The organism is Anaerovibrio sp. (assembly GCF_051866355.1).
Classification (GTDB): domain Bacteria; phylum Bacillota; class Negativicutes; order Selenomonadales; family Selenomonadaceae; genus Anaerovibrio.
This window is the reverse complement of record NZ_JBJDWZ010000003.1, coordinates 6,720-30,116: the sequence shown is the minus strand read 5'-3', so window position 1 is coordinate 30,116 and position 23,397 is coordinate 6,720. Positions and strand designations below refer to the sequence as shown.

At 54.7% G+C, this 23,397-nt stretch carries 22 protein-coding genes, 1 tRNA gene and 1 other annotated feature; of the genes, 1 reads left to right on the top strand and 22 read right to left on the bottom strand.

Going from position 1 to position 23,397, the window contains the following annotated elements; all coding sequences use genetic code 11:
- The 15 genes from ACI3UA_RS00175 to ACI3UA_RS00105 form a co-directional block, all read right to left on the bottom strand.
- Positions 1–649 (bottom strand): TerC family protein (locus tag ACI3UA_RS00175; RefSeq protein WP_439722807.1); only part of this gene is annotated, 649 nt, incomplete at its 3' end.
- A 67-nt stretch (positions 650–716) separates the two neighbouring features.
- The gene (locus tag ACI3UA_RS00170; protein WP_439722806.1) at positions 717–3,383 is read right to left on the bottom strand and encodes a cation-translocating P-type ATPase; all 2,667 of its coding nucleotides are present in this window, start codon (positions 3,381–3,383) and stop codon (positions 717–719) included.
- A 199-nt stretch (positions 3,384–3,582) separates the two neighbouring features.
- Positions 3,583–4,053, bottom strand: a complete 471-nt coding sequence (ispF, locus tag ACI3UA_RS00165) for a 2-C-methyl-D-erythritol 2,4-cyclodiphosphate synthase (protein ID WP_439722805.1) — start codon at positions 4,051–4,053, stop codon at positions 3,583–3,585.
- On the bottom strand, positions 4,050–4,757 hold the full coding sequence (gene ispD, locus ACI3UA_RS00160; protein ID WP_439722804.1) for a 2-C-methyl-D-erythritol 4-phosphate cytidylyltransferase: 708 nt from the start codon (positions 4,755–4,757) through the stop codon (positions 4,050–4,052). The genes ispF and ispD overlap by 4 nt, the downstream gene beginning before the upstream one ends.
- A gap of 102 nt (positions 4,758–4,859) precedes the next feature.
- Complete coding sequence (locus ACI3UA_RS00155; RefSeq protein ID WP_439722803.1) at positions 4,860–6,059, bottom strand: PIN/TRAM domain-containing protein; 1,200 nt, start codon at positions 6,057–6,059, stop codon at positions 4,860–4,862.
- A gap of 189 nt (positions 6,060–6,248) precedes the next feature.
- The gene (locus ACI3UA_RS00150) at positions 6,249–6,743 is read right to left on the bottom strand and encodes a CarD family transcriptional regulator (RefSeq protein ID WP_439722802.1); all 495 of its coding nucleotides are present in this window, start codon (positions 6,741–6,743) and stop codon (positions 6,249–6,251) included.
- 127 nt (positions 6,744–6,870) lie between these two features.
- Positions 6,871–8,253, bottom strand: a complete 1,383-nt coding sequence (radA, locus tag ACI3UA_RS00145; protein WP_439722801.1) for a DNA repair protein RadA — start codon at positions 8,251–8,253, stop codon at positions 6,871–6,873.
- 1 nt (position 8,254) lies between these two features.
- On the bottom strand, positions 8,255–8,428 hold the full coding sequence (locus tag ACI3UA_RS00140) for a hypothetical protein (RefSeq protein WP_439722800.1): 174 nt from the start codon (positions 8,426–8,428) through the stop codon (positions 8,255–8,257).
- Between the two features lie 14 nt (positions 8,429–8,442).
- Positions 8,443–8,892 (bottom strand): CtsR family transcriptional regulator, encoded by a 450-nt coding sequence (locus tag ACI3UA_RS00135; protein WP_439722799.1) that lies wholly within the window; start codon positions 8,890–8,892, stop codon positions 8,443–8,445.
- A 193-nt stretch (positions 8,893–9,085) separates the two neighbouring features.
- Positions 9,086–9,691 (bottom strand): hypothetical protein, encoded by a 606-nt coding sequence (locus tag ACI3UA_RS00130; protein ID WP_439722798.1) that lies wholly within the window; start codon positions 9,689–9,691, stop codon positions 9,086–9,088.
- Positions 9,692–9,735: 44 nt separating this feature from the next.
- A complete protein-coding gene (gene coaD / locus ACI3UA_RS00125; protein WP_439722797.1) occupies positions 9,736–10,230 on the bottom strand; it encodes a pantetheine-phosphate adenylyltransferase in 495 nt (164 codons plus the stop codon).
- The gene (gene rsmD / locus ACI3UA_RS00120; RefSeq protein WP_439722796.1) at positions 10,230–10,799 is read right to left on the bottom strand and encodes a 16S rRNA (guanine(966)-N(2))-methyltransferase RsmD; all 570 of its coding nucleotides are present in this window, start codon (positions 10,797–10,799) and stop codon (positions 10,230–10,232) included. The genes coaD and rsmD overlap by 1 nt, the downstream gene beginning before the upstream one ends.
- 78 nt (positions 10,800–10,877) lie before the next feature.
- Positions 10,878–11,705 carry a 3-methyl-2-oxobutanoate hydroxymethyltransferase gene (gene panB / locus ACI3UA_RS00115; RefSeq protein ID WP_439722795.1) on the bottom strand — a complete coding sequence of 276 codons (828 nt, stop codon included), beginning with the start codon at positions 11,703–11,705 and terminating at the stop codon, positions 10,878–10,880.
- Complete coding sequence (locus ACI3UA_RS00110; protein WP_439722794.1) at positions 11,702–12,625, bottom strand: Rossmann-like and DUF2520 domain-containing protein; 924 nt, start codon at positions 12,623–12,625, stop codon at positions 11,702–11,704. Before ACI3UA_RS00110 ends, panB begins: the two co-directional genes overlap by 4 nt.
- A 196-nt stretch (positions 12,626–12,821) precedes the next feature.
- On the bottom strand, positions 12,822–13,223 hold the full coding sequence (locus tag ACI3UA_RS00105; RefSeq protein WP_439722793.1) for a bacteriohemerythrin: 402 nt from the start codon (positions 13,221–13,223) through the stop codon (positions 12,822–12,824).
- A 195-nt stretch (positions 13,224–13,418) separates the two neighbouring features.
- Here ACI3UA_RS00105 and ACI3UA_RS00100 point away from each other — a divergent pair.
- A tRNA-Gln gene (locus ACI3UA_RS00100) sits at positions 13,419–13,494 on the top strand.
- Between the two features lie 103 nt (positions 13,495–13,597).
- Here the strand turns inward: ACI3UA_RS00100 and ACI3UA_RS00095 are convergent.
- The 7 genes from ACI3UA_RS00095 to clpB form a co-directional block, all read right to left on the bottom strand.
- Positions 13,598–14,461, bottom strand: coding sequence for an Asp23/Gls24 family envelope stress response protein (locus ACI3UA_RS00095; protein ID WP_439722792.1), 864 nt, complete (start codon positions 14,459–14,461; stop codon positions 13,598–13,600).
- A 57-nt stretch (positions 14,462–14,518) separates the two neighbouring features.
- The gene (locus tag ACI3UA_RS00090) at positions 14,519–15,346 is read right to left on the bottom strand and encodes a PHP domain-containing protein (RefSeq protein WP_439722791.1); all 828 of its coding nucleotides are present in this window, start codon (positions 15,344–15,346) and stop codon (positions 14,519–14,521) included.
- Positions 15,347–15,475: 129 nt separating this feature from the next.
- Complete coding sequence (locus ACI3UA_RS00085) at positions 15,476–16,252, bottom strand: TIGR00282 family metallophosphoesterase (RefSeq protein WP_439722790.1); 777 nt, start codon at positions 16,250–16,252, stop codon at positions 15,476–15,478.
- Positions 16,253–16,271: 19 nt separating this feature from the next.
- On the bottom strand, positions 16,272–16,781 hold the full coding sequence (locus ACI3UA_RS00080; RefSeq protein ID WP_439722789.1) for a hypothetical protein: 510 nt from the start codon (positions 16,779–16,781) through the stop codon (positions 16,272–16,274).
- 92 nt (positions 16,782–16,873) lie between these two features.
- On the bottom strand, positions 16,874–18,412 hold the full coding sequence (rny, locus tag ACI3UA_RS00075) for a ribonuclease Y (RefSeq protein WP_439722808.1): 1,539 nt from the start codon (positions 18,410–18,412) through the stop codon (positions 16,874–16,876).
- 185 nt (positions 18,413–18,597) lie between these two features.
- On the bottom strand, positions 18,598–20,265 hold the full coding sequence (locus ACI3UA_RS00070) for a 2-isopropylmalate synthase (protein ID WP_439722788.1): 1,668 nt from the start codon (positions 20,263–20,265) through the stop codon (positions 18,598–18,600).
- A gap of 107 nt (positions 20,266–20,372) precedes the next feature.
- Positions 20,373–20,629 (bottom strand) — a binding site (T-box leader).
- Positions 20,630–20,689: 60 nt separating this feature from the next.
- Positions 20,690–23,263 (bottom strand): ATP-dependent chaperone ClpB, encoded by a 2,574-nt coding sequence (gene clpB / locus ACI3UA_RS00065; RefSeq protein WP_439722787.1) that lies wholly within the window; start codon positions 23,261–23,263, stop codon positions 20,690–20,692.
- Positions 23,264–23,397: the final 134 nt, after the last annotated feature.

Below are 23,397 nucleotides of genomic sequence, written 5' to 3'. Positions count from 1 at the left end.
AATACCCTACGCCGCAAACAAACAATGCCAGCACCGCGGACATAATATAGGACGCGTGACTGCCCAGAAGCTCCGTCAGCACCACGCCAAGCCTCTGGTCATGGCACAGCATGCTGCCGGCCGTCCAGCCCAGAATACCGGAGCCGAGATAAATAAGCACCGGCCACTTGTCCAGCAGCTTGCCAATCAGCTGACTGCTCCCCACCACAATGGGAATGCTGATAATCAGGCCTATCATAACCAGCAAAAAGCTGCCGGAGGCCGCCCCGGCCACTGCCAGCACATTGTCAATCCCCATGGCCGCATCAGCTACAATAATCGCCCTGACCGCTCCACCGAAGGAATCAGCGGCCTCCACATGCTCCTCATGTCCTGACGGCTTCAGAAGCTTGATGCCGATGGGAATCAGCAGCAGGCCGCCCAGCGCCTGCAGATACGGAATAGTCAGTATATACACCGCCAGCAGCGTCATAAGGGTACGAACCACCACAGCGCCCAGCGTGCCAATCCAGACAGCCTTCTTCCGCAATTCCTCCGGCAGTCTGTGGGATGCCATGGCAATGACTACCGCATTATCCCCCGCCAGCACCAGATCCAGAAGTACGATGGACATCAGCGCTCCCACAAATTCCATGCTAAAAATTTCCATTTCTCAATCCTTTCACATCACAACATACCAGACACAATGGCTTTATTGTAGCTGTATATGCTGAAAACTACATGTAGAACAGCTTTCTTGCCATGTCCACAGGAATTACCAGAGCCGCCAGAAGCCCGCAGGCAAGCCATGTTTTCAAGCTCAGGGGCTCCACGCTCAGCACCTCTCCGCCCAGCTCCACAAAAAGGAACTGCCCGCAGAAAATAATCAGCGTAATCAGCAGAAAGGTCTTGTTCCTGCCAATATGGCGAAAAACATTGATGCTTTCCGTCCTGGCATTGAAGCCGTTAAAGGCGATGGCCATCATAAAGGTGGCAAAGACCGCTGACTTCATGTAGGTGATATCCACATCCCCGAAGAACTGGCGCACCGCCGGCAGGAACAGGACACACAGGCAGATGGCCGTTATATACAGCGAGCAGACCGCTACCTGCCCCAGCATTTTCTTCGTAACGATATTCTCACGCCTTGGCACCGGCTTTTCCTGCATGTATTCCCTCAGGGCCGGTTCGCCGCCAAAGGCAATCGCCGCCAGCGTATCCATGGCCAGATTGACCAGCAGCAGCTGAATCACCGTCAGAACCACGTTTTCCCCCAGCAGAGGCCCGATAAAGCAGATGAGCACCGCCGCCACATTGACAGTCAGCTGGAAAATCAGGAATTTCCTGATGCTCTTGAACATGGAGCGCCCGTACAGAATTGCCTTTTCTATGGAGGAAAACCTGTCATCCAGAATGGTGATATCACCTGCCTCCTTGGCAACCTCCGTGCCACTGCCCATGGCAAAGCCCACATCGGCTTTTTTCAGGGCAGGTGAATCATTGACGCCGTCACCGGTCATGCCTACCACATAATCCAGCTCCTGCGCCAGACGCACCAGACGGCTCTTGTCGGTAGGCAACGCCCTTGCCACCACCCGCAGGGATGGCAGTCTTTCCTTCAGCTCATCATCGCTAAGGCAGTTCATATCCGCCGAGGTAAGGACTATTTCACCTTCATCCCTCAAAAGCCCCGCTTCCCTTGCGATAGCCATGGCAGTTTCCCGCTTGTCCCCGGTCACCATGACCACCTGAATACCGGCCTTCTGCACCTCCTCAATGGCTCCCACGGCCTCCTGACGGAGATTGTCCCGGATGCTGATGATTCCCACCAGTGTAAGCTCCTCCGGCATTACCAGCTCGCCAGCCTCGTTGTGCGCAGTCCTGCCTGCCGCCACGGCCAGCAGGCGCATGGAGCGCTGAGCCTGCCCATTGGCATAGACCTGCAGTCTGTTCAGTGTATTCAAAGGATGCGCCTGCCCCTTGCCATCATAGTAGCTATGGCAGTGATGCAATAATACCTCCGGCGCCCCCTTGACATAGGTCAGACCTCCCTCCTGCAGCTCGACAGCCGCATATTTATCATGGGAGTTGAAATATCTGTAACCAGCCGCCAGGCTTTTATCAATGCCGCCAGCCAGCTCCATCTGCACCAAAAAGCTCATAATGGCACGGTCTGTACTATTGCCCCCGATTACCGCCCCGCCGCTGTACTGCGAGCTGTTATTCAGCCCCAGTCCCAGCACAAGGCCTTCAAGATATGCCTCACTACAGGATTCCCTGAAATCAGGCAACCTTATATCACAGGCATCAGTACCGGCCTCCGCTCCCTCACAGGAGCGGTAGATAACGCTGCCATCACCGGTAGCCAGCTCCACCACGGACAGCTTTCCCTCCGTAATCGTCCCCGTCTTGTCGCTGAACAGAATGCTCAGGCTGCCGGAGGTTTCCATGCCATTAATCTTCTTTACCAGAACGTTATCCTTTTCCATTTTCAGGCTCTGGGCCGACAGCAGCATGGAGGTGAGCATCGGCAGACCCTCCGGCACGGCACAGACAATAACCGTCACGGCCACGGTCACCGCATCCATAATCAGGCGTATCCACTGAAATAACCCGTCAGGCAGCTCACCCAGCACAAAGGTTTTCAGCAGGATGCCCAGCACAATCGCCACCGCGCCTGCATAGCCAAAGGAGGAAATCTGCTGTGCCAGCCTGCCCAGCTTGACCTGCAACGGCGTTTTTCTGGTATTTTCCTGCGCCTCCAGCGCCAGCTGGCCGAACATGGTGCCGTCACCTACGACCTTTACCTCCATATATGTCTCGCCACTGCATACCACCGTACCGCGATACACATAATGCGGATTCAGCAGATCCAGCCTGTCATAGGTTGCAGGCGCCCCGCCCTCCGCAGGCCTTTTGGTAATTTCCTCCGTTTCGCCGTTCAGCACCGACTGATCCAGCTTTACCCTGCCTCTGACTATTTCGCCATCAGCCGGCAGGCGGTCCCCGGCCTGCAAAAAGACAATATCGCCCACAACCACGTCATTGACGGGAATTTCCTGCAGGCCGCCGCTCCGCAGCACCTTCGTAATATCCTTGGCCGCCTCATCTTCCCGCAGGGAAACAGCCTTGCCCTCCTGCTGGCTCTCGCTTACAGCGGCCACTCCGTTGGCCAGCAGGATGGCCACCAGCACACCGGCCGCCTCATACCACTCCGCCTGCCCCAGAAGATACAGCACCGCCTGAATCAAAAGGGCCACCAGCAGAATCATAATCATAGGGTCACGAAACCCCTGCAGAAGCTTTTTCCACAGAGCATCCGGCATAATCTGCGTCAGGCTGTTATTGCCGTACCTTGCCCTGCTGGCTATGACCTGCTCTTCATTCAACCCATGTAAATCCACTTTTATACACTCTCCTGCAATACAATACAAAAACACCTTTCCATTATACACCATTATACGAAACAAAAAAATAGCAGCCGGCAGAAAACTCCGCCGGCCGCTATGCCACATAATCATATTTAATTATTATCCGCGTATACAAGGGGATAGCCTGCTGTTTCAGGTCAGCCTGCACCACCATGGAAAACTGAGCTTCGCATCACTCAATCCCTGCCACGGCATAAGAGGAAATTCCCTGCCCATTACCGGTGAAGCCGAGGTGTTCCTCCGTGGTAGCCTTGACATTTATCTGGTCAACGCTCACCTTGAGCACCCTTGCTATATTCTCCCGCATGGCCGGAATGTGGGGTGCCATTTTTGGCCGCTGTGCCACGATGGTGGCATCCACGTTGCCGACGGCATAGCCCTTTTCCGCCAGCAGCCTGCCCACTTCCTCCAGAAGCCTCAAGCTGTCCGCTCCTTTGTAACGCTCATCTGTATCAGGAAAATGCTTGCCGATGTCCCCCAGCGCCGCGGCGCCCAGAAGGGCATCAGAAATCGCATGCAGAAGCACATCCGCATCCGAGTGGCCCAGAAGCCCTTTTTCAAAAGGAATCTCCACGCCGCCAATAATCAGCTTGCGGCCCTCTGTCAGCTGATGGACATCATATCCCATGCCAAACCTGCTCATCCTATCTCCCCCTTTTCTCTATCCTCTGCCAGAAAGGCCCTGCCTATCACCATGTCCTCCGGCGTTGTCAGCTTGATGTTCCGATAATCGCTTTCAACAATGCAGACCTTCTCCCCCAGCCTCTCGACGAGGCCGGCATCATCTGTCCCCAGAAAGCCGTCTGCCACCGCCTGCCGGTTGGCCCTGATGAGGATGTCGCGCCTGAACCCCTGGGGCGTCTGAACCTCCCACAGCAGGCTGCGGTCCGGGGTTTCTACAACCTCCCTGTCACTGTTGCAGCGCTTGATGGTATTTTTGGCCGGCACAGCCGCAATGGCCGCACCCTTTTCCCTGGCCATATCAATCGTTGCCCGGATGGTTCTGTCAGACACAAATGGCCTTGCCGCATCATGCACCAGAATAATATCCCCGTCCTCTGCGTTCTCCACCGCCTGAATGCCGTTCCAGACGGAATACTGCCGCTCGGAGCCACCGGCGACAGCCTGCCACGGCTTCAGCCCGGCCACGCCGCCCAGCATGCCCCTGACCAGCTCCAGCTCATCACCGGCGGCCACAACCACCAGATTGTCAACCGCCTCACATCTTGAAAACCTCTGTAGCGTGCGTACCAGCACAGGCACCCCGTCCAGCTCCATAAAGACCTTGTTCATACCGGCGCCCATGCGCTTTCCCTTGCCTGCCGCCGGAAAAATTGCCGTTACCACCTTCACACCCCGCAATACTCACATCACATAAAACAACACTAGGGGCCGGAAAAGCCCGCAGGCTCTCCACAGCCCCTATCCACTTACCTATAGGCACAGCCCCTACGCCGTCACCGGCTTGGCAAAAATCATGCGCCCGGCCGATGTCTGCAGTGCAGACGTCACCTCCACCTGAATCGCCTCGTTCAGATGGTAGCGCCCATTCTCCACCACAATCATCGTGCCATCATCAAGATATGCCACGCCCTGCCCATGCTCCTTGCCTTCCTTGACAATTGTCACGTGCATGCTCTCGCCAGGGATAACCACAGGCTTCACAGCATTTGACAAATCATTGATGTTCAGCACAGGCACGCCCTGCAGCTCGGAAACCTTGTTGAGATTGTAATCATTGGTAATAATCTTGCCGCCAAGCTGCTGACCCAGGCGCACCAGCTTGGAATCAACCTCTGTAATATCGTCAAAATCGTGGTTGATAATCTCAACCTGCATGCCGCTTTCCGTCCGGATTCTCTGGAGAATATCCAGTCCCCGGCGACCGCGCACACGCTTCAAGGCATCGGCCGAATCAGCAATATGCTGCAGCTCCTCCAGTACAAACACCGGTATCAGGAGCTTGCCATCAATAAAGCCTGTCCTGCAGATGTCCGCAATGCGCCCGTCAATAATCACACTGGTATCCAGCAGCTTGCAGCCCACAGAGCTGACATGGCTGGCCGCCCCGGACTGCCCAAGGGCGCCCTCCGGCTGCCCGCCGCCAGCCCCAGGCAGGGAGCCATCCCCGGACACAAGCTCCGAAGCCTGCCCTTTAGGCTTCTTTTTCAGCTTAAGCATCCGGCTCAAAAGCTCGCCAATCTCCTTCTGCTTGCGCACGACAATATGAATGCCAAGATAACCGAAAACGATGCTGAACACCACCGGTATATAGTCACCTACCACCGGTATATTCGAGAATGCACCGCCCAATAAATTCGCAATTATAAGTCCAATAGCCAAACCGGCAACACCGGCAATTACATCCTGCAGAGGCATCTTGCTGAGCTGTCCTTCCACCCAGACGGAAAATCTCTGCAGCGTACTGGCCACAAAGGGCGAAATAAGATAGCCTACGGCCGCACCGACCGCCATGCCCAACGCTATCAGGATAACATTGGCTATGGTCAGCTTGTAAATGCCCATGGATGTTTTCAGCACCTCCGTGCTGATAAGCTCCGTAAGCACCGGACTGGCCAGATGCACTATCACACCGCCGATTACCGCCAGCAATGCAGTAACAAAAAAACGTATAACCTTAACCAGCATCATCACTCACCTCCTTTCGACACCATAATATATAGCAAAAAGATGAAATTCATCTGTATGCTTGAAGAGAGCATTGCCAAACCCTTTAGGATAAAACTCCCAGTCCTTCCCCGACATAAAAACAGCCTGTTGCGACAACAGGCTGTAAACTGCTTGATAGGCTGCCTCATGGCAGGGAGAATCCGGGAATCACCTATGGTTCCTATCCAATCTATCCATCATCCACGCCTCGGCGCCCTCCGTAGACAGCCCCAGGGCAAAGGAAATCTCACTGACAAATATCTGCCTGGCCAGCTCCAGCAGCCTTTTCTCGCCGCCGGATATCCTCTTGCGCTTATCCTGAAGAATCAGGTTGCGTATAACTGCCGCAACCTCCAAAATATCACCCGTCTTTAAACGGTTCAGGTTATTGTGAAACCGCTTGTTCCAGCTCCCCAGCGGCCTCTCCGGTTCCTCCAGAAGAACCTCGGACACCTGCTCAATCTTTTCCGGCGGCGAAATCTGCCTCAGGCCGATACCATCGGCATTGTCCGTCGGAATCATGATTCTGATATCACCAACAGGCAGCTGCAGGATAAAATACTGCTTCACCTGCCCCATGATCTCACATTCCTCAACACCGGCAATCTCCCCGGCACCATGCATCGGGTAAACCACCTGGTCACCAACCTGTAACAAAATCACACCCCCTCTGATGAATCAATCGCACATAGCAATTATATCACAAATTAATTCACAAGAAAAGAAGTAATTTTACCATACATGCAATTACCTGTCAATACAGATTATATGACGGCGGCCTGATAAAATTTTATTCCCGCGGCATGGCGTATCGGAGGGCCTCTGTCAGGTCCGCGGCCCCGTACAGGGCAATCCCTTCTGCCACCTTCTCGCCCTTCAGCTGGTCATAGTTCTTCCTGGGAAGCACCGCGCTGGTAAAGCCCAGCCGGGCGGCCTCCCGCAGCCGCCCCTCGGCCTGGCTGACCGCCCGCACCTCGCCGGAGAGCCCCACCTCGCCAAACACGATGGTGTGGGGGCGCAGGCGGCGGTTGGCAAAGCTGGAGGCCATGGCCACGCAGATGCCCAGATCCGCCGCCGGCTCATCAATGCGGATGCCTCCCGCCACCTTGACGAATACATCACAGGCGCCTATGGCCAGGTGCACACGCTTTTCCAGCACCGCCAGCAGAAGCTGGATGCGCTTTATATCCACCGAATCCGAGGTGCGGCGGGGCGGCACATAAGGGGTCTGGGCCACCAGTGCCTGTACCTCCACCAGCAGGGGGCGCGTCCCCTCCACCGTCGGAACAATGATGCTGCCCGCCTCCTCCGTTCTTTCCGACAAAAACAGCCTGGACGCATCAGGCACATCAATCAGGCCTGTTTCACGCATTTCAAACAGGCCGATTTCATTGGTGCTGCCGAAGCGGTTCTTCACCGCCCGGAGCAGCCTGTACTCCGAGCTGCTGCTGCCCTCAAAATAAAGCACGGTATCCACGATATGCTCCAGCACCCGCGGTCCGGCCAGTGTGCCGTCCTTGGTCACATGCCCCACCACAAAGGCCGCAATGCCGTTGGTCTTTGCCACCCGCAGGATTTCCACGGCACACTCCCTGACCTGGCTGACACTGCCCGGCGCGCTCTGCACGTCAGGCCGGAAAACCGTCTGAATGGAGTCCACCACCAGAAGCTCCGGCTGCAGCTGCTCCACATGCCGCTCAATGTTCTCAAGATTTGTTTCGCTGACCACCAGAAGCCCCTCCTGAACCGCTTCCAGCCTGTCAGCCCGCATGCGCACCTGCCGCACGCTTTCCTCACCGGTGACATACAGCACCCTTTTGCCCACGGCGGCCTCGTTGGCGCACACTTTCAGGGTCAGGCTTGACTTGCCTATGCCGGGATCCCCCACTATCAGCACCAGGGAGCCGGGAATAATCCCTCCGCCCAGCACCCTGTCCAGCTCCTGTGAGCCGGTGGTCATGCGTGGCAGATCCTCCACCGTCACCTGGCTGATGGGGCACGGCCTGCTGCTTTCGGACAGCCCCAGGCTGAGGCCGCGGGACTGATTTTTTTCCTCCCGCACCACTTCCTCCACCATGGTGTTCCACTGGCCGCAGCCCGGGCATTTTCCCAGCCACTTTGCCGTATCATAGCCACAATTCTGGCATACGTACATGGTTTTTTTCTTTGCCATCTTATCTTTTCCACCTCTGCCAAAGCCCGGAGGCCAGCCTTATCGTCCAGCGTCCCAGCCACACGACGGCAACGCCAAAACTCAGCAGGAAATTCAGCGCGGCGTCCAGCCAGCCATGTCCCGCCGGCGGTCCGCTCCTGCCGCCTCCCGGCCCGATATTACCGCGTCCCTTCAATTGACCGCCCCCCATCACGAAAGCTCCGCCAGCGTGTTAAACAGCGCCCTCACCAGCTTCAGCCGCGGCTCCGGCGGCATATTCTCATAGGCTGACTTCACCGTCTGCAGCAGGAGCGAGCACTCCCTCGTGGAAATCATCTGATGCTGAATCAGGTAATGAAGCATCGCCTTGATTTCCATAAAATCCGTATCCGCATCCAGCTTGTCCAGCATTTCCTGATAAATGATATTCTTCAAGGGTACCCGCACCACCCGGATGAAGCCGCCCAGCCCCCGGCGCGACTCCACGGAAAAGCCCTTGTCATGGGTAAAGCGGGTATTCAGCACATAGCTTATCTGGGAAGGAGCGCAGGATATCTCATCGGCTATGTCCGTGCGCCTCAGCTCCACCTGACCGGTCTGCTGCTCTGCCAGACGTGTCAGAATATAGTCCTCTATCAAATCTGCGATATTGCTGCTCATACTAACACCTTATTCCTAAAAACTAATTGACAATTTGACCTTTACTATATTATATTTGACATTTTGACATTACGCAAGCAAAATTTTAGCGCATAACAAAAACCGCCTGCAAAATCCTTGCAGACGGCCGCATACATCGCTATAAAATCAGCCAATATTAACCTTTTCAGAATTTACTACTCTACAGCATCCGTCACTTACGGCTGTTGGCCGCGTGAATCTGCTCCTTGGCCTGCTGCATGGCCTGCATGGCGCCGCCCACATTGTTCTGCACGGCCTCCATGGCGGCAGTCATATTGGCCAGCACATGGTCAAACACCTGGTCAGCATAATGCTCCGCATCGGCTCTCAGCTGGCCTACATATTTCTCGGTATCCTCCCTGAGCTGCTTGGCCTGGGCCTCGGTGCTGTCCTTCAGCTCCTTCGCCTTGGCAGAGGTATCCTCCATGATGGCCTTAGCCTGCTCATTTGCCTGCTGTACCAGCGCACTCTCATCCACGGTCTTCTGGGCGAACCGCTTGGCCTTTTCCACAATCTCCTCGGCTTCCTTGCTGGCCTTGGCAAGAATCTGCTCGGATTCTGCCTGTGCCGCACCGATAATCTCATCGCGGCGGCGGCACACCTCCATGGCATCATTGACCTCCCGCGGCAGCTCCTGACGCAGCTTGTCCATCAGGTGGAACAGCTCGTCATCCTTTACCATTACCCTGTCAAAAAGCGGCATGCGGCTGGCACCTGCCACGTAGCTCTCAATCTCTTCCAATACTGCATCAATTTTCAACATTGCGTCGCCATTCATTGCAATTCCCACCTTTTATTCCAAAACTGAACTGCATGACCCAGTCACACAGGATTTTTCTCACCGGAAGCCTTGCCGGCCAGATACTCAGCCACCACATCAGGCACCAGTCCCCCGTAGTTTCCGTGAAAGCGGATAATCTCCCTCACCACCGAGGAACTATAGCTGTTGTACTCAGGCCTGCCCAGCAGAAACAAGGTATCCAGCTCCGGGTGCATGGCCCGGATAATCTGCGCCTGTCCCTGCTCATATTCAAAATCCGTCACCGAGCGCAGGCCGCGCACGATGACCTTTATATCGTTTGCCAGCATATAGTCCGCCAGCAGCCCGTCAAAGGAAACCACCTTTACATTGGACATATCCGCCACTGAACGGCGCAGGAGCGCCATCCGCTCCTCCACAGACAGCAGGGGCGTCTTGCGTATATTGTTAAAAACACCTATGTACAGCTCATCAAAGATACCTGCCGCCCTTTGAAAAATATCCACATGGCCCAAAGTGACAGGGTCAAAGCTGCCCGGGCAAATCGCTCTTCTCATCACGCATCCTCCCTGTCCTCTGACGGCGGCAGGTGATAAAAACCAATCCTGGTCGTCCTGCCATAGCGCTGATCCTTCACCGGGCGCAGGCGGACAGTGGGAGGAAGCTCCTCCTCATCTCCGCCGTACTCCACAATCACCAGCGCATCCGGCGCCAGAAGCCCGCTGTTTTCCAGATATTCCAACACCCTGTGAGCCAGCCCGTGATGATAGGGCGGGTCACAAAAAACCATATCAAACCTCCGCCCCTGCCCGTCAAGGCGCTTCAGCTGGGAAAACACATCCCCGCCGAGAACCGTGCATCTGTCAGACAGGTGCGTGCGCTCTGCATTAAAACGGATTATATCAGCCGTGGCCTGGTCGACAAAAACGCAGCTGTCAGCTCCGCGGCTCAAGGCTTCCAGCCCCAGGGCCCCGGTACCGGCAAAAAGGTCAAGCACACTGCCGCCCACATCGCTGCCCAGGATACTGAAAAGCGATTCCTTCACCCTGTCGGATGTAGGCCTGGTATTCATTCCCTTTGGAGTTTTCAGATTACAGCCTTTTGCCGTGCCCGTAATAATGCGCATACAAAAACCTCAAAAAACAGATTCTTTTCTATTCTATCATATTTTATCTAAGAATTGAATAAAAATTTTCCGCTAATTTCAGTACAGGCGCTGCAGCACATCATCATCCATACTAAAGGTATGCTCCGCCGCCGGATATGTGCCTGCCTTTACTTCCTCATCATAGGCCCGGAAGGCCGCCTTCATCTGCTCCCCCAGCTCCGCAAAATGCTTGACGAACTTCGGCTTGAAGCCGCTGAAAAGCCCCAGCATGTCCTGATATACCAGAATCTGGCCGTCACAGCCGGCGCCTGCCCCTATGCCGATGGTCGGAATCACCAACCGGGAGCTGATTAGCTCTGCCAGCTTTGCCGGTATGCATTCCAGCACCACGGCAAAAGCCCCTGCCTCCTGAATGGCCAGGGCATCCTCCAGCAGCTTTTTGGCGCCTTCCTCGCTCTTGCCCTGCACCCGGTGCCCCCCCAGGGCATTCACCGACTGCGGCGTAAGCCCCAGATGGGCCATCACCGGAATGCCTGCATCAGTAATCGCCTTTATCTGCGGGCAGACTGCCGCACCGCCCTCCAGCTTGACGGCATTGGCACGGCCTTCCTTCATCAGCCTGCCTGCGTTCATCACCGCCTGCTCGACAGAAACCTGATAGGACATGAAAGGCATGTCAATGACCACCATGGTGTTATTGCAGGCACGGGCCACCGCTCTGCCGAAGGTAATCATATCCTCCATGGTGACAGAAATGGTATCCGGCAGTCCCAGCATCACGTTGCCAAGTGAATCCCCCACCAGAATGCCGTTGATGCCGGCTTCTTCCTCCAGCCTGGCTGTGGAATAGTCGTAGCAGGTCAGCATGGAAATCTTCTCGCCCTTCTGCTTCATTGCCAAAAAAGTAGCTGCCGTGTTTTTCATTTCGCTTCTTCCTTTCTGCCAGCCCTGCAGCCCTCCGCCGCAGCAGCTTCAATACATTTTCTGTATTCCTCTTCCAAAAACGCCTTGATGGAGGTATCGTCGTAGCCGGGATTTTTCTCCCCTGCAATTCTGAGCAGCCGCCTTGACAGCAGGATGTACAGAAGCCTGTCATCGCTGTCATTTAGCGCGTCAAGATGCTTTGCCAGCGTGCCGGTATCGCCGCGCTGTACAGGGCCGGTCAGTGCCTGCACGGGGCCTCTTTCAGCCACATGCCGGGCATTGCCGAGAAAAATCGGCCTCAGGGCCCTGCCGGCCGTCTCCGGCGCAAAGCCGCATTCCTCCAGCATGCGCTGCCCTTCCTCAAAAAGAGCCACCACCTGGTTGCTGACAATGGCCGCCGCCGCATGATACCTGGCCTTGCAGCCGGCCTCAATCAGCTGAACATTCAGCCCCGTCCCCCTCAGCCATTCCAGCATCAAGGACCTGCGCGCCACCGAGCCCTCAAGGGTAAAAAAAACATCCGTCAATTCACTATAAGCATGCAATTTGTCGCTTATAGCAAAAAGCGGATGAACAGAATATCCAAAGGCTCCTGCTGCCTCAATACCCGGAAAGGCAGCCTCTGCCGTCATAGCCCCGCTGGCATGACAAAAAATCTTTCCCTGAATCCCTCCGGCCTCCTGACGCAAAGCCTCATAGCAGGACACAATCGCATCATCAGGCACAGTAAAAAACAGCACATCGCTCTCCGCCAGCAAATCACCCGCATCTGCGTAAATGTTCGTTGCCGTAAAGCCGGCCGCCTCGCCGGCCGACTGAATGCTGTGGCTGTAATAGCCTGTAACCTCAACCTGGTGCTGGCAAAAATACTTGCCCAGGGTAAAACCCACCTTGCCGGCACCGATAAAACCAACTCTCATAAACATCACCTCTCAAAATGGTGATGTGCTGCCGTATCAGGAAAAACATAGTACAGTTTCTGAAAAGAATACCGTCCATCATCTGCAATACTACCACACACACCGTCAAAAGTAAAGCAGGGCAAAACAAAAAACGGCACCGCCAAAGCTCTCTCGGAGCCATGCCGGTACCGCCTTTTGCGCTTTGCAGCCAGCGTTACCTGCCTGCCTCGCCAATCTTCTTGTCCATACCCTTGATATGCCCCTGCAGCCACATGGCCAGGAAATCAAGTATCTCCAGCAGTCCCGCCTGCTGGTTGGTGTCTATTTCCTTCAGGTTGTAGGAATCCAGCTTGTTGATGAACTGCGTATGCTGATGCAGCTGGCTGAAGCGCTTCGGATAATTTATGCTCTTCATGTATTCCTCTTCATGATTGAAATGATATTTCGTATAGTCCCTCAGCTCCTCCAGAACATCCACAATGGCATCATACTTGTCTGCCACAAACTGGTTCGTCAGCAGCTCATAGGCACGATTCGCAATCTCAAAGAGCTTCGCATGCTCCTCATCGATGAACTCTATGCCGGTATGATAGTCTTTCGTAAATTCATATTTCATAAATAAGTCCCCCAATCTGTCATGATATATGCACATATATTATACACGAAGGATGACAAAATTGCACCAGCCTGCCAAATTATCCCGCCGGTATTTTTTCGGAAATAAAAATATTCATCAAATATTTTCTTGACAAATCTGCCACCAATCAGTATAATACTATTCGTTGTGAGTTAATCGACACGAAATTAATACAGGGGTATCGCCAAGTTGGTAAGGCACTGGATTCTGAATCCAGCATGCGTTGGTTCGAGTCCAGCTACCCCTGCCATTGAGCTTTCAGCCGTTCCTGCGGGAGCGGCTTTTTTAGTTTTCTTCTTTATTTCTATAGAAAGGGTGTGGCATATGCCACACCCTTTTCATGCACACCGGCCTTAGAATTTTTTCGGCTGCACGAAAAGCGCCTTGATGGTGATATTGACCTTCTTCACCACCATGCCGGTCATGTACTCCACATCCTTGCGCACCTGATTCTGCAGCTTCTGCACCAGGGTAGGGATGTGCTTCCCGTAGCTGATTACCACGTCACAGCCCACAATAATGCCGGCAGACTCAAAGCCCACCTCGCCATCGCCCTTGTAGACATGCTCCACCCGTACATCAGCCACCTTGGTGACATTGTCGCCATCCACCAGAAGCTTGCGGACGATGGCCTTGATGGCCCAGTCATCAATAATCAGCTTGCCATAGTAGCTGAACACAGGCCGCACGATGGATTTTTCCCCCAGATGGCGGCGCCGGCCATCCTCGCGCCTCTTTTTCAGCAGGGAATTTATCGGATCCACCAGATAACCGGAAAAATGCGGTTTCAGCTCAATCGTCGGCACAGGGATGATGTGCTTTCCCTCTCTCAGCCTGTGAAAACGCGCCTTGTCCATCTCGGACTGGGTAGCGATATCCTCTATGTGCACAAAGCGGGAAATCTCCGGCAGCTTCAGGGCCTTGGCAATCTTGCTTGCCATGTTTTCTGAAGTGCCCAAAATCAGAATCCGCACCGGCTTTGTTTCCTCGATGGCCCTGCAAACCTCCTCCGCATGTCCCGGCAGCACAAAGATGGCACGCTTGACCGCCAGTACCTTGTTCTGCTCCCGCTTGGCGGACTTGCCCGCAATAATCTTGCCATTTTTTATCAGCAGGCCGTCATCAATGATGGCATCAGCCTGATTGTTATGGGCAACCAAAAGGGCACGATGACTTTTTCCGGTGCCGCTGGGCCCTACTAAAGCAATAACCTCCATAGTTCCCTCCAAACTCTCCATAGAACAGGCTGCGCTCAAAGCCGCATCCCGACGCCATCACAGCGCCGGCTCACGATACAGCTCCGCCGCATACTCATCTGCTACGGTAAACTCTCCAACAAACTTCGGCATACGGCCGGGAATGCCATGGAAATCAGAGCCGCCCGTCACCAGCAGATGATATTTATCTGCCATGGCCAGATACCGCTCCGTATCCTCCTTTGTATGGCGCGGATAAAGCGCCTCAATGCCCTCGATGCCCTTTTTCAGCAGCTCTTCCACCAGCTCGTCATTGTAAATCAGCTTGGGATGGGCCAGCACCGGCGTACCGCCGCTGTTCTTTATCAGGTCTATAATCTCTTCCGGCTCCAGCCGGTAGTGGGAAACATAGGCCGGCTTTCCCTTTTCCAGAAGCTGGGCAAAGGTTTCCTTGATAGTTGGAAAATACCCCTTCCTGACCATCGTCTGGGCTATATGTGAACGGCTGATGGACGTACTGCCGTCAGCAATCTCCAGCACATCAGTCTCACTTATATCATAACCCAGCCCCTGCAGCTTCTCCACCATGGTAGAAAAACGCGTCCAGCGGGCCTCGACCACATCATTCAGCCTGTCTGCCAGTTCCTTGTTATATATATCGATATTGTACCCAAGAATGTGAATCTCACTTACTTCATGATGCGCACTCAGCTCGATGCCCGGAATAATCCTGATTCCCGGCTGCGGATAAAGCCCATGCTCATAGAGATGGCAAAGTCCGGCAACCGTATCGTGGTCAGTAATAGCAATGTAGCTGAGCCCTGCCTCCCTGGCGGCCTCCACCAGCTCCTCCGGAGCAAGCAGGCCGTCAGAACAGCTGGTATGCATGTGTAAATCGCTTGACATCAGTTATACCTCATTAACAAGCACCAATTATCATACTCAATCAAACAAGTATATACGGTATATATTCTCCCCGAATTGAAAAAATCCTGCTTTTTTTGCTAAAATACCTGCCTTATTAAAATATCCGCCTCATTCATTAATCAGAATGCGCTCGACATTGACAGCCCTGCCTGAAGCGCCGTCAATCTCCACCAGCAGGGCAGAGTACACGGCAGGCCCCTCGGCCAGCTCAAACCGCGCCGGCATGCAGGAGGTAAATTTCTTGATGATAATCTCCGGCTTGACGCCCAGCACCGAATTCCACGGCCCCACCATGCCAAGATCCGTAATATAGGCGGTTCCCCCCGGCAGTATTCTGGCGTCCGCCGTCTGTATATGGGTGTGGGTTCCCACTACGGCCTGCACCCGGCCATCCAGATAAAAGCCCATGGCCATCTTTTCCGAGGTGGCTTCGGCATGCAGGTCGAGGATAAAAATATCCGCCTGCGTGCCAATCTCCGACAGAATATCCTCTATTTTCTGAAAAGGACAGTCCATATCCGGCATAAAGGCACGCCCCGAAAGATTGATGACCGCCACGTTGGCCGTTCTGAAAGGGTAGATGCACCAGCCGCGTCCCGGTGCCCCCTCCGGATAATTGGCCGGACGCACCAGATACGGCTCTTCATCAATAAAGCCGTACACCTCCCTGTTGTCCCAGATATGGTTGCCGGAGGTGACTATATCCGCCCCGCCCCGGTACAGCTCATCCAGTGACTTGCGGCTGATGCCCCTGCCACCGGCGGAATTCTCGCCGTTGACGATAACCAGGTCAACGCCCTTTTCCTGCTTCAGCGTCCTGGTATAGCGTTCAAAGGCCCTGCGGCCTGTGCGCCCTACCACATCGCCTACAATTAAAATCTTCAAACCATTTTCCTCCTATGGCCTAATAGACCATAACCCTGCCTTCCTCACGGATTCCCACCATGTTCTCACGGATGTGATTCTCACGCAGGAAACGTATTCTATGGTCAATCATTTCTGACTGATTGTACAGTACATCCTCATCTACATCGCTAAAGGCATCGGTCAGAAGCAAATCGCCAAAATTATCCTTTATCAGGGTGACAAGGATGCCGATTTCCGCTCTGGACAGGCTGCCGATGTCGCGAAAAATATGCAGGGCGCGCTTCTCATAATAAAAAGCCAGCTTTGCACCGCTGATGCCCTCTATTTCATGATAAAACCGCAGGCTGTCGGTAATCAGCTTATCGGCCGCCCGCATGCGTTCCTCCCCCGGAACGCCCTTCAATGTAAAGTCCAGCCATACTCCTTCATCCTTGGAATCCAGTGTCACCTTGCCCATCTCCGGAAAACACATCAGGAGTGAAGCCACCAGCTGAATCCCATCCATCGATGCTTCACTAGGAGTAGCACCTGTTTTGTTCTTGCGCATAATCTTCCTCCTTTGCTCACTCTGACGAAGATTACCATTTAAAGAAAAGGGGCTGCCATCCCACGACAACAGCCCCTCTCATTTGTCAACAATTATTTTGCGTAATCAACTACGCGCGTTTCACGAATAATAGTGGCCTTAATCTGGCCCGGATATTCCAGCTCGGCCTCAATCTTCTTGACAATATCATGAGCCAGGGTGATGGCCCCTGCATCGTCCACCTTGTCAGGCTTGACCATGACGCGAATCTCGCGCCCGGCCTGGATTGCAAAGCAGCGCTCAACGCCGTTGAAGCCCTCGGCAATCTCCTCCAGACGGGTAAGACGCTTCAGATAAGCCTCCAGGCTCTCGCGGCGGGCTCCCGGACGGGCAGCAGACACAGCATCTGCCGCAGCCACCAGCACAGCCTCCACCGTATTCGGCTCCACGTCGCCGTGGTGCGCCATGATAGCGTTGATGACATCCTTGGACTCACGGTACTTCTTGGCCACATCGGCGCCAATGGTCACATGGGTGCCCTCCACCTCATTGTCAATGGACTTGCCGATATCGTGAATCAGCCCGGCACGCTTGGCCAGCATCACGTCAACCCCCAGCTCGGCGGCCATCATGCCTGCCAGATGGGAAACCTCCACGGAATGGTTCAGCACGTTCTGCCCATAGCTGGTGCGATAGCGCAGGCGTCCCAGCAGCTTCACCAGCTCCGGATGCAGGCCATGCACACCGGTATCAAAGGTAGCCTGTTCACCGGCTTCCTTGATGCGCTGGTCAACCTCCCGGCGCGCCTTCTTCACCATGTCCTCAATGCTGGTCGGATGGATACGGCCATCGGCAATCAGCTTCTCCAGCGCAATGCGGGCCACCTCACGGCGAACCGGATCAAAGCCGGACAAAATAACTGCCTCCGGGGTATCATCTATGATCAGGTCAATGCCTGTCATGGTTTCCAGTGCGCGGATGTTGCGTCCTTCGCGGCCGATAATGCGCCCCTTCATCTCATCATTCGGCAGGGCCACCACGGAAACCGTGGTTTCTGCTACATGATCGGCAGCACAGCGCTGAATGGCCATGGAAATAATATTCCTCGCCTTCTTCTCGGCCTCGTCCTTGGTCTGCTGCTCATACTCCTTGATCATCATGGCCTTTTCGTGCTGCAGCTCCTCCTCGACCTCGGCCAGAAGCATGGTCTTTGCTTCCTCCGTAGTCAGGCTGGAAATACGCTCCAGCTCGGTTTTCTGCTTTTCGTGCAGCTCATTGATGGCTGCCTGGCTCTTCTCCAGCTTGGCCTCCTTGGCGGCAATAGCTTCCTCCTTTTTCTCCATGGAGTCCAGCTTGCGGTCAAGGTTCTCCTCCTTGGATACCAGACGGCGTTCCTGACGCTGCAGTTCATTACGGCGTTCACGGGTCTCACGATCTAATTCCTGACGAAGACGATGCACGTCTTCCTTTGCTTCTAACAGCTTTTCCTTTTTTGCAGCCTCGCCCTTGGACTCTGCGGCCCTGACAATGCGCCTTGCTTCCTCCTCGGCGGAACCAATCTGCTTTTCGGCCGCCTGCTTGCGCATCATGTAGCCACCGGCACCGCCAATTATAAGCGCGGCAACTGCTGCAAGTATAATCTCAATGATAATAACACACCTCCCCTTCTAAATTTTATTGCCAATCATGGCGTCAATTATCATTTAGCGGCTGTGATTGAACACAACCATACCATTCTATTTTACGAATTATTGCGGGCAAAGTCAAGAAAATAAAAGCAGGGACACCGCATTTGCGCAGTCATTCCATACGACGCGGCGTCCCCTGAAGAATCAGCTTATTTTTTGTACATGCGGTTGATGGCGCTGAACAATGCCATAACGGAAGCAGACATGACATCCGTATCCATGCCGGCGCCCCAGGTGATGGTCCCGTCTGCGGCAGTAACACCGATGTAGGCCATAGCACGGGAGGTAGAGCCTATCTCCAGTGCATGCTCGCTGTAGGTGAGATTGCTGTAGCGCACGTCGGTATTTTCCTGAATGGCGTTGCTGATGGCATCCAGACGCCCGTTGCCCTTTGCCTTGAACACGGTCGGCTTGCCGTTGATTTCCAGCTCCACATAGCCGGTGCGGGTGCCGTCCACCTCTTTTTTCAGGCTGAAATCAATCAGCTTGTACGGCTCTGTTACATTCACGTACTGATCCTGGAATATCTGATAGATTTCGTCCCCCAGAAGCTCCTTGTGCTTGTGGTCGGACACGCCCTTCACGCAGTAGCCGAAATCCTCGCGCATCTTCTTCGGCATGGAAATACCGTATTTCTGCTCCATGATATATGCCACGCCGCCCTTGCCGGACTGGCTGTTGATGCGGATAACATCTGCCTCATACTCACGGCCGACGTCGTGCGGGTCAATCGGCAGATACGGCACTGTCCAATGGTCAGGGTCCTGCTCCTCACGCCACTTCATGCCCTTGGCGATGGCATCCTGATGGGAACCGGAGAAGGCCGCAAAAACCAGTGCACCGGCATAAGGCTGACGCTCATGGACGCGCATGCGGGTAACCTTCTCGTACAGGTCAACCAGGTCAGGCAGATTGCTGAAATCCAGTCCCGGATCCACGCCCAGCACATACATATTCATGGCAATGGTGACAATATCTGCGTTGCCGGTGCGCTCGCCGTTGCCGAAAAGGGTTCCCTCGATGCGGTCCGCACCTGCCAGAATGCCCAGCTCGGAATCGGCCACGCCACAGCCACGGTCGTTATGCGGATGCAGGGACAGCTCCACAGCATCACGATATTTCAGGTTGTTGGAAATATAGGCCACCTGCATTGCATAAATGTGCGGCATGGACATCTCCACCGTTACAGGGATGTTGATGATGGCCTTGCGGTCAGGGGTCGGCTGCCATACATCCAGCACCGCGTTGCACACCTCAAGGGCATATTCAGGCTCGGTGCCGGTGAAGCTCTCCGGCGAATACTCAAAGCGGTAATTTGCCCCGGCTTCCTCGGTAAGCTGTTTCAGGAGCTTTGCACCGTCAATGGCTATCTGCTTGATTTCCTCCTTGTTCTTGCGGAACACCTGCTGACGCTGGGCCAGGGAGGTGGAATTGTACACATGGACGATGGCATTCTTTACGCCCTCAAGAGCCTCAAAGGTCTTTTTGATGATGTGCTCCCTGGCCTGGGTGAGCACCTGCACCGTAACATCATCAGGAATCAGGTCCTCCTCCACCAGACGGCGCAGGAACATATACTCCGTTTCTGAAGCAGCAGGAAAGCCTACCTCAATCTCCTTGAAGCCCACCTGCACCAGCATCTTGAAAAACTCAATCTTCTCATCCAGGCTCATAGGAATAATCAGGGCCTGATTGCCATCCCGCAGATCCACGGAGCACCAGGTAGGCGCCTTGTCCGGATGCTGCTTGTAGGCCCAGCTCAAATCTATGGTCGGCGGCATAAAATAGCCTTCATGATACTTCTTGACATTTTCCATCACTAATCTCTCCTTTTTTTACCTGCCCGCGCCACCAATCACTGCCGCAGGCGAACCCAATACAACTTCTCCGGAGACGGGGCATATAAAAAGGCTCCGTCTCCTCTAACAGAGACGAAGCCTGAAAACTCCGTGGTACCACTCATATTCGCACGAGATACGTGCGCACTCATTACGGATACATACATATCCTCCTGCTGTAACGGCCAGTTCCCGGCACCGCCTACCATACCGCCGGAATCTCCGGCAGGATTTCAACGGGCTGCTCCGGGGCCAGTTCACATCAGCCTGCCCGCTGCCTCACACCATCCGGCAGCTCTCTGAAAGGCTCACTGACACTACTACTCCCCATCAAAGCATTTCGCGTATTCATTTGCGTGATTAAAAGTATAGCAAATATTCACACAAAATTCAAGTGCCCGGCTCATTTCTTTGCAAAATGCAGTTTTCCGTTTTCCACGCTCATAGCCACCGTATCGCCCTCGCTGACATCACCGCGGATGATGGATTTGCTGAGCTCTGTCTCTACGGTATGGCTCAGCAGGCGGCGCAGCGGACGGGCGCCAAAATCGGCGTCAAAGCCCTGATCGGCCAGAAGCTGCAGCGCCGCATCATCCCAGGCCAGATGCAGCTTAATCTGCTTTTCAAGCCGCTCGTTCAGCTGTCCCAGAAGCAGGGCGGCAATATTCTTTACCTGCTCCTTGGCCAGACCCCTGAACACCACAATATCATCCACACGGTTCAGGAACTCAGGGCGGAAATATTCCTTCAATATCTCCCTGACAGTGCTCTCCGCCTCGCCGTAATCCTTGCTGAGAATCTCATGGGAGCCAAGATTGGAGGTCATGATGATAACGGTATTCTTAAAGTTGACAACTCTTCCCTTGCCATCGGTGAGCCTGCCATCGTCCAGAATCTGCAGCAGTACGTTGAACACGTCACGATGGGCCTTCTCAATCTCATCCAGCAGGATTACGCTGTATGGACGGCGGCGCACAGCCTCGGTCAGCTGGCCACCCTCATCGTAGCCCACATAGCCCGGAGGCGCACCAATCAGCCTTGCCACGGAATGCTTCTCCATGTACTCGCTCATGTCGATGCGTATCATGCTGCGCTCATCGTCAAAGAGGGCCTCCGCCAGCGTCTTGGCCAGCTCGGTCTTGCCCACGCCGGTAGGCCCCAGGAAGATAAAGGAGCCAATCGGCCGCTCCGGCGCCTTGATGCCGGCACGGGCGCGGAGGATGGCCTCGCTGACCACCCTGACAGCCTCATCCTGTCCCACCACGCGCTCATGCAGTACATCCTCCAGATGCAGCAGCTTTTCACGCTCGCCGGTGAGCATCTTGGTCACAGGGATACCCGTCCAGCGGCTGATTACCCTGGCAATATCCTCCTCGCCAACTTCTTCCTTCAAGAGCTGGTTATCCGCAGATTTTTCCGCAATGGCGGCCTCCTCTGCTTCCAGCTGCTTCTGCAGTTCCGGCAGCCTGCCGTATTTCAGCTCGGACAATTTATTCAGGTCATAATCCCTCTCCGCGCTTTCCATCTGACTGCGGACGGCATCCATTTCCTTCTTGATGCCGCGGACGCGGAGAATGGACTGCTTCTCGGCCTCCCACCGGTTCTGCAGTTCCTGCTGCTGCTTCAAAAGCTCTTCCTTTTCCTTCCGGATGCCTGCCAGCTTTTCCTGCCCTGCCGCGTCATTTTCCTTCTGCAGGGCCTGCTCCTCAATCTCCAGCTGGAGAATCTTGCGGCGCACCTCATCGAGAGGCCCCGGCATGGACTCAATTTCCGTGCGGAGCTTGGCCGCTGCCTCATCCACCAGGTCGATAGCCTTGTCCGGCAGGAACCTGTCGGAGATATAGCGGTCAGACAGCACCGCCGCCGACACCAGCGCCGCATCCCGGATGCGGACGCCGTGATGCACCTCATAGCGCTCCTTCAGGCCGCGGAGGATGGAAATAGTATCCTCCACGGAAGGCTCGCCAACCATGACAGGCTGGAAGCGCCGCTCAAGAGCGCTGTCCTTCTCAATGTACTTCCTGTACTCGTTCAGGGTAGTGGCACCGATGCAGCGCAGTTCGCCCCTTGCCATCATCGGCTTCAGCAGATTGCCCGCATCCATGGCGCCGTCAGTGGCACCGGCTCCCACTACGGTATGCACCTCGTCAATAAACAGCAGAATCTGCCCATCAGACTTGACGATTTCGTTGAGCACTGATTTCAGTCTTTCCTCAAACTCGCCCCGGTACTTGGCACCGGCCACCAGCGCTCCCATATCCAGCGAGAACAAGGTCTTGTTTTTCAGCGACTCAGGCACGTCGCCTGCCACGATGCGCCGCGCCAGTCCCTCCACGATGGCAGTCTTGCCGACACCCGGCTCACCAATCAGCACCGGATTGTTCTTGGTGCGGCGGGACAGAATCTCAATGGTCCTGCGGATTTCATCGTCCCTGCCGATAACAGGGTCCAGCTTGCCCTGACGCGCCACCTGCGTCAAATCCCTGCCGAATTTTTCCAGTGCCTTGTAGCCATCCTCCGGATTGGCTGAATTGACATTCTGCTTGCGGTTCTTCCTGATGGAACCCATGATGCCGTTCTTGCTCAGGCCGAAATCACGGCAGATGCTGCGCACCTCGTCACCGCCATCCTCTGCAATCGCCAGCAGGAGATGCTCGGTGCTAATGTATTCATCCTGCATGGACTTGGCCAGCTGCTCGGACTTTGCCATGACGCGGCCCAGCTCCACGCTCATGGTGAGCCTGTCCTGGCCCTTTACGCTGGGGATTTTTCTCAGCTGCTGCTCCAGCCGCTGCTGGAGCATGCCCAAATCAGCCCCTGCCTCCTGAAAAATAGTTTCAAGAAGCCCCTCCGGCTCCTGCACCAGTGCCAGAAGCACATGCAGGCTGCTGATTTCCTGATGATAATGCAGAGCCGCATTCTGCTGGGCCCTCTGCAGTGTATTCAAAACTCTCTGAGTGTATTTTTCCTGTTCCATAGCTTATTCTCCACCTTTCCAGTCACTACATCATTGCACCTGCTGAATTTATGCCAGTTGCATGGCAGAACGTATACCGTTTGTATGGCAATACCCACGAAAACCCTAGTCGTGCCTCGCGTTACTAACATCCA

Coding starts and splice junctions, on each gene's coding strand:
- ispF (WP_439722805.1), bottom strand. CDS start 4,053: ATGAGCAGGTTTGGCATGGGATATGATGTCCATCAGCTGACAGAGGGC.
- ACI3UA_RS00155 (WP_439722803.1), bottom strand. CDS start 6,059: ATGCTGGTTAAGGTTATACGTTTTTTTGTTACTGCATTGCTGGCGGTA.
- radA (WP_439722801.1), bottom strand. CDS start 8,253: ATGGCAAAGAAAAAAACCATGTACGTATGCCAGAATTGTGGCTATGAT.
- ACI3UA_RS00135 (WP_439722799.1), bottom strand. CDS start 8,892: ATGAGCAGCAATATCGCAGATTTGATAGAGGACTATATTCTGACACGT.
- ACI3UA_RS00130 (WP_439722798.1), bottom strand. CDS start 9,691: ATGAATGGCGACGCAATGTTGAAAATTGATGCAGTATTGGAAGAGATT.
- coaD (WP_439722797.1), bottom strand. CDS start 10,230: ATGAGAAGAGCGATTTGCCCGGGCAGCTTTGACCCTGTCACTTTGGGC.
- rsmD (WP_439722796.1), bottom strand. CDS start 10,799: ATGCGCATTATTACGGGCACGGCAAAAGGCTGTAATCTGAAAACTCCA.
- panB (WP_439722795.1), bottom strand. CDS start 11,705: ATGAAAAACACGGCAGCTACTTTTTTGGCAATGAAGCAGAAGGGCGAG.
- ACI3UA_RS00110 (WP_439722794.1), bottom strand. CDS start 12,625: ATGAGAGTTGGTTTTATCGGTGCCGGCAAGGTGGGTTTTACCCTGGGC.
- ACI3UA_RS00105 (WP_439722793.1), bottom strand. CDS start 13,223: ATGAAATATGAATTTACGAAAGACTATCATACCGGCATAGAGTTCATC.
- ACI3UA_RS00095 (WP_439722792.1), bottom strand. CDS start 14,461: ATGGAGGTTATTGCTTTAGTAGGGCCCAGCGGCACCGGAAAAAGTCAT.
- ACI3UA_RS00090 (WP_439722791.1), bottom strand. CDS start 15,346: ATGTCAAGCGATTTACACATGCATACCAGCTGTTCTGACGGCCTGCTT.
- ACI3UA_RS00080 (WP_439722789.1), bottom strand. CDS start 16,781: ATGCGCAAGAACAAAACAGGTGCTACTCCTAGTGAAGCATCGATGGAT.
- ACI3UA_RS00070 (WP_439722788.1), bottom strand. CDS start 20,265: ATGGAAAATGTCAAGAAGTATCATGAAGGCTATTTTATGCCGCCGACC.
- clpB (WP_439722787.1), bottom strand. CDS start 23,263: ATGGAACAGGAAAAATACACTCAGAGAGTTTTGAATACACTGCAGAGG.